Genomic DNA, 6,637 nt, shown 5'->3' on the forward strand with positions numbered 1-6,637 from the left:
GAACCTTTTATACTTACTGTTTAAACAGCAAAAGCACTACAAAGTATGAAATTGCAAACAATACAAATGAAATTATCTGACTTAAGTAATAGTTTTTGAAATAGCTTTCCGGCGGATCCGGTTCAAGCTGAGATTTTTTGTATTTTTTTAATGAATACATATTTCCGAAAAATGTAAGTATAACAACAAAAGCAACAAAGATATAAGCACCGTTCAATTCGATTAGATCTACTGTTTTTAAAAAGAAACTATTATAGCTGTGATAATAAAAATAAAATGCAGCAAGTGCCGGTGCTGCCTCAAACATATAAACAATTCGTTTTTTCTTAGCAAACACAGCATAATTCCAAAGCGAGAACTCACCATGATGATGCCATCGCATCTCTGTAAAGTAATCATTATTTTCAAAGATTTTCAGCAGCATAACTATAAAACAAGATATTAAATAAACAGCACTTCCAAAAACAGCTACGGAAATGTTAGGACAAGCCTTTTCCGATAACTCGCCGCCATTTCTAAGTGTGTTAACTTCCAGTATGGAAACCACTATAAAATTCATTACCATATACTTTGTGGGAATTATAATGCTTTGGTCGGTTTTACCAATACACTCCATAAGCGACATAATTGAAAGAAATGTTATAATACCGATAACCACGAAACTTTCTACCAAGTACAAATAATCTTGAGAAAATGAAAAATAAAATTTGTAAAGCGGCACCGTTACACTTACCAAGCTACCTAAAAAGGAATGAAAATGATGCGTAAAAAGTAAACTAACAACATTTATCACCGAACAAAGAATGATTGCAAACTGAAATCCGCTGAGAATTTTATAAGCAAGCTGAAACCTCGGCTTGCGTGATGTGTAGTTATAATCATTTACTGAAATCATAATAAAGCACCTTAAAATCGTCTTGTTTTTATCTGTATTTCTCTGTAACTTAATAATACTACCTTTTAGCTCTTTTTTCAATACTTCCCATCCACAATATTATTAACATACCATTAAAATAACGTTAAAAACTTTTCTGCTTTAAAGGTCAAATTGAGCATAAACCCTTGACATTGGTATAAAAATATACTAAAATGTCTGTACAACAATGAATAAAGTCATCGGAGGACAGGGTGTCGTAACACCGTTTCTATTTTGGAACACTGTCGATAAGATGTCGGGTGAGCTCGGTTATTGATAATATAACCGGGCTGTTTTTATGTAAAATAAAGGAGAGTGAAATATGATTCAGTTATTGGAGCATTTTACCTACAAAAAACTTATCCGCCTGTGCAGAAATTCTTTCCTCTGTTCTGGCAGGAATTTTCGTAGGATACAACAAAGAACTGCACGATATGACAACCAATGCAATCTGCCTGTTTGCGCTGTCATACATTATAAGCGGTATCAATATCTTTGCATCGGCATTTTTTACAGCGCTGAACAACGGTCTTGTTTCCGCTATAATTTCATTTTTGAGAACGCTGGTTTTTCAGGTCGCATTTATCTTTATTCTTCCGTTATTACTTGACCTCAACGGAATTTGGCTTGCCGTTGTCGGCGCCGAAATTTGCTCGCTGATTATAAGCGTATCATTCTTTGTGACAAACAGAAAAAAATATAAATATGTATAATAAAAAAGCTGTTTTTCTTGTGGGAAAGACAGCTTTTATTTTGGAGTGAACAGAGTAACTGAGGTTTGGATTAAAAATTTAGGTCAAGCCTTTTTAAAGGTTGACCTAAATTTTATGATTGCTCGGCGAAATTGTGTGCTAAACAATAATTACCTCTCCTTTTGATAAAGAACCTAAAAATTTATTATTTTTTGGCAACAAAAAAGTTGTATTTCTTTCCGTACAATCACAAATTTATTGCCAACAAATGCAAAATGTGTTATTATAAATATGTATATATTCGGACAGGCGTTCAGTCTGTTAATTCAGGTGCAGGCTTACCTGCAAATATCTGCGAAAAGGTGATAGAATTGTCATTTCCACAGGACAAAATTAGAAATTTCAGCATAATTGCTCATATTGACCACGGCAAAAGTACGCTTGCCGACCGTATTCTTGAGCAGACCAATTCGGTATCTGCCCGTGATATGGAATCACAGCTCCTTGACGATATGGAACTTGAGCGTGAGCGTGGCATAACAATAAAGGCTCGTGCCGTATCGGTTACTTATGATGCCGACAACGGCGAAAAATATCTTTTCAACCTCATTGACACTCCCGGTCATGTTGACTTTAACTACGAGGTTTCCCGTTCTTTGGCGGCTTGTGAGGGTGCAGTGCTTATTGTTGACGCATCACAAGGCATTGAGGCTCAAACTCTCGCCAACACTTATCTTGCTGTCGACAGCGGTCTTGAAATTGTGCCCGTAATCAACAAAATCGACCTGCCGAGTGCCGATCCTGACAGAGTTATCGAAGAAATTGAAGATGTAATCGGTATTCCTGCCGAGGACGCACCAAAAATTTCCGCTAAGCAAGGCATCAATATTCACGCTGTCCTCGAAAAAATCGTATCAGACATTCCTGCTCCGACAGGCGATGTCAACGCACCTCTCCGTGCGCTGATTTTTGACAGCTACTACGACAGCTACAAAGGCGTTATCATTTATGTTCGTCTTAAAGAGGGACAGATTCACCCGGGTGACGAATTTAAACTTATGGCAACAGGAAGTACATTCACCGTTGTGGAATGTGGTCTTATGCATGCCACATCAATGGAATCTACCAACGGTCTTTATGCCGGCGAGGTTGGCTACATTGCGGCATCAATCAAAACTCTTGCAGATGCAAAAGTCGGCGACACTGTTACTCTTACCGCAAATCCTGCCAAAGAGCCTTTACCGGGTTATCGTGAGGCACAGCCTATGGTTTACTGCGGTATTTATCCTGTTGACGGTGCAAAATACGGTGATCTGAAAGATGCTCTTGAAAAATTACAGCTCAACGATGCGGCGCTCTCCTTTGAGCCGGAAACCTCGGTTGCGCTCGGCTTTGGCTATCGCTGCGGATTTCTCGGACTTCTTCATATGGAGATTATTCAGGAAAGACTTGAGCGTGAATATCAGCTTGACCTTATTACAACCGCACCGAGCGTAATTTACCGAATAACCAAAACAGACGGCACTGTTGAGATAATTGACAACCCTACAAATTATCCTGACCCTGCGCTTATAGCAATGGCTGAAGAGCCGATGACTACCGCACATATTTACTCACCAAAGGAATATGTGGGCAACATTATGGAGCTTTGCCAGGACAGACGAGGCATATTTATAGATATGCAGTACATTGATGCAGACAGGGTTGACTTGCACTATGAATTACCGCTTGCCGAGATTATTTACGATTTCTTTGATACCTTAAAATCACGCACAAGAGGTTATGCATCTTTTGACTATGAGCTTAAGGATTATGTAAAGAGCAACCTTGTTAAACTTGACATTATGCTCAACGGTGATGTTGTCGATGCACTGTCGTTTATTATTCACGCAGACAAGGCATATGGCAGAGCGAGAAAGATGGCGGAAAAGCTCAAGGAGAAAATTCCAAGACAGCTGTTTGAAGTTCCGATTCAGGCTTGCATTGGCGGTAAAATCATTGCGAGAGAAACCGTTAAGGCTATGAGAAAAGATGTACTTGCAAAGTGCTACGGCGGTGATATTTCCCGTAAAAAGAAACTTCTTGAAAAGCAGAAAGAGGGTAAAAAGCGTATGCGCCAGCTCGGTTCTGTTGAAGTTCCGCAAGAGGCATTTATGGCTGTACTTAAACTCGATACAGATTGATTTAATCGGTAGAATTTATATAATGATAAAATTAAACTCGGATTAAGGCAATGGCTGTAATCCGAGTTTTGGTTTTGAGAAAAAGCTGCACTTAAAAACAAAAGAGTTAAAATTTAGGTCAACCCTTTTTAAAGGGTTGCGGGTTTGGGCAGAGCCCATAAAACAGTAAAAATAGACTGATTAAAAATATAAACAAGCATTTGTAATTAATACCACAGAATAACTATACTTTAGATTTATCAAGACTTTAAAATAAAGTAAAAATCAAGATTAATGAGTGGCAGAAAGTAGCACTTGAGTGTCAGTAGAAAAAAGGAATTTTAAAGAACGCAAAAGTTTGTGTGTGGCTATTTTGCCCTTGAAAAGTGGCAAAATAGTAGTTGCAGTAGCGTGGCTTTTCCTTTATTGCTGTCACATTTTTAGGCTCTGCCATTATGTTCAAGCCGCCAAACGGCAAGCCGTTTGGCTATTAAAATTCGCAATAAACTAAAGTTTTGTGGGCGTCCACACCCACAACCTTTGAAAAGGTTGACCAAACTTTTTAATTCGTGACGGAAAGTCTTTTCATTCGCTAAAATTGTTGCCCGACCAAAAGTAACCTGTTTTTTATTCCACTTGATGGTAACAAAATGGTTGACCTAAATTTTTTAACTTTATCTCTGTAATTTAATTCTGCAATTACGCAAAAGAAAAATACTCGTCATCGCAAATGCAATGACGAGTACTTATTTTTAAATCATCCGATTATTAAGTGTGATAATTTAGTTTGCTTTGCCGAGATCCCAGTAGCCGAGGAACATACCGTAGCCGTCTGTGCTTGAACCTGTTACCTTAGAATCGCAAACAACGAATGTTTCGTTGTTGTGGTCTGCAACTGAGAATGTACCCTTGTTGTATGCTGAGCTGTAAGCACCGCTCTTTGCGTTAAGTACATTGTAGCCGTTTGAGAGGATTGTTCTGAAAACACCGTTGCTGTTGCAGAATACAACATTCTTTGCACCGTCAATAGCCTCAATCTGATCGCTGTTGAGTGTTACCTTATATACAGAGTACTCACCTGCTGTAAGAGCGTTTGTCTTTAATGAAGGTGTGAACTTTTCATCTGTTTTCTCCATAGCAATCTTAGTAAGGCCATTTGCCGAGTTGCTTGAACCGTATGCAAGGTAAACGCCCTTATTCATAGCTGTTTTGCTCTTTGCAGGGTTAGGGAATACACAATAAAGTGTAGCTGTGCTCTCAACAATTTCGATTTCAGTTGTTGACCAGTAACCTGTAAATGTGCCGTAGCCCTCAATGCTTGTGCCTGTTGTTACACCGTCACAAATTACAAATGTGTTCTTCTCTCTGTCAGCAAGTTTTGCCTTTGTTGTTGAGTATGTGCTTGAATACTGAGTACCTGCCGGAGCTTTCATAACGCTGTACTTACCGTTGATGTATGTTCTGTAAGTACCTGATGCGTTCTCGAAGATTACATATGATGAAGAATCAATAGCCTTTACCTGATCCTCTGTAAGAGTTACAGTGTATACAGGATATGTGCCGTCTACAAGCTGTGTTGACTTAGAATCAACATCAACATATGTGCTTGTTCTTGTCATCTTAATCTTTGTGAATGAATCGAGCTTATAGTCGTTGCTGTAAGCAAGGTAAACACCCTGATTCCAGCAGTTCTTCCACTTAGCAGATGCAGGAGCTACAGCATTGATAGTTGTGCACTTTGTCCAGTAACCTGTGTATGTACCGAAACCGTCAACGCTTGTGCCTGTTGCTACATCACCGTTCATAATGAATGTGTAGCCGTTGAGGTCTGCTACTGAAGTTTTAGCTGTGTTGTAGTCTGCACTGTATGTGCCTGACGGAGCTTTAAGTAAGTTGTACTTTGAGCTTACATAAGTTCTGTAAGTATTTGACTTGTTTGTAAGAACAACATATGTTGCCTTGTTAATAGCCTCTGCCTGTTCCTTTGTAAGTGATACCGAGTAGAGAGCATATGTGCCGTTTGTGAGTTTTGTTGACTTTAAGTCAGGTGTGAGATACTCTGTTGTCTTTGTGAGCGGAATCTTTGTGAATGAGTTGAGCTGGTAGTTGTTGCTGTATGCAAGGTAAATACCGTCATCCCAACACTTAGGACTTGATACTGTCTTTGGAACAACAAAGTTGAGTGTTACCTCGTCAGTTTGCTCTGCTGTTGCAGAAATCTTTGTGCTTGTCTTAGCTGTGAAGTTTTCAAAACCAGGAGTTGAAGTAACATCTGTCTGAGCTACTCCGCCTCTTACAACAGGTTTAAACTTAAGGTTGTAGTTGCTGTCAAGGTAACCTACGCTAAGTGTTTTAAGGTTGAAGTCAACTGTTGTGTCGCCTGTGCCGATTACATTGAAGTAAACTCTTGCCAAAGCCTTGCCGCCACTGAAATCAGCAAGATTCTGAATTTCACTGAAGTTAGATTTGATTGTGCCCTTAGCGTCAATAATGTTAGTAACCTCGTTAGTAACATATGGCATAAGCTTAGCTGAACGCTCCTTATCAACAGCGAGCTTTGTGTTATCGTAAGTAAGTGTCCACTCTGCATTTACAAGATTCATTGATGAATCTACAATGTACTCAAGACAAACTGTATCGCCCTTCTTAAATGTTACATTTGCATTTGAGAAGTAGTTAGATTTACTTGAGATATTAAGGTTTGTGCCCTGTGTAGGTGACTGTGTTGTCGGAGCTACTGTAGTCGGCTGTGTAGGTCTTGCTGTTGTCGGCTGTGTAGGTCTTACTGTTGTCGGCTGTGTAGGTCTTGCTGTTGTCGGCTGTGTAGCCTGAGAAGCTGTTGTAGGAACAATAAGGCTTGTGATGTC

The 6,637-nt window shown here is 39.3% G+C and carries 4 protein-coding genes; 2 read left to right on the forward strand and 2 right to left on the reverse strand.

What is annotated here, in order from left to right:
• Positions 1-13 precede the first annotated feature (13 nt).
• A complete protein-coding gene (locus I2E21_RS03600; protein WP_195410444.1) occupies positions 14-895 on the reverse strand; it encodes a hypothetical protein in 882 nt (293 codons plus the stop codon).
• A gap of 455 nt (positions 896-1,350) precedes the next feature.
• Here I2E21_RS03600 and I2E21_RS03605 point away from each other — a divergent pair, with 455 nt between their 5' ends.
• Both I2E21_RS03605 and lepA read left to right on the forward strand, forming a co-directional pair.
• Entirely contained in the window at positions 1,351-1,629 is a 279-nt protein-coding gene (locus I2E21_RS03605) for a hypothetical protein (protein WP_195410445.1), read from the forward strand.
• Between the two features lie 350 nt (positions 1,630-1,979).
• Positions 1,980-3,791 carry a translation elongation factor 4 gene (gene lepA / locus I2E21_RS03610; protein ID WP_243240582.1) on the forward strand — a complete coding sequence of 604 codons (1,812 nt, stop codon included), beginning with the start codon at positions 1,980-1,982 and terminating at the stop codon, positions 3,789-3,791.
• Positions 3,792-4,552: 761 nt separating this feature from the next.
• On the opposite strand, the gene I2E21_RS03615 is transcribed toward lepA, so the two are convergent.
• Positions 4,553-6,637, reverse strand: a 2,085-nt coding sequence (locus tag I2E21_RS03615; RefSeq protein ID WP_207735295.1) for a hypothetical protein, incomplete at its 5' end; no start/stop codon positions are given.

Origin of the sequence: Ruminococcus sp. BSD2780120874_150323_B10 (assembly GCF_015553695.1) — a bacterium.
Classification (GTDB): domain Bacteria; phylum Bacillota; class Clostridia; order Oscillospirales; family Acutalibacteraceae; genus Ruminococcoides; species Ruminococcoides intestinale_A.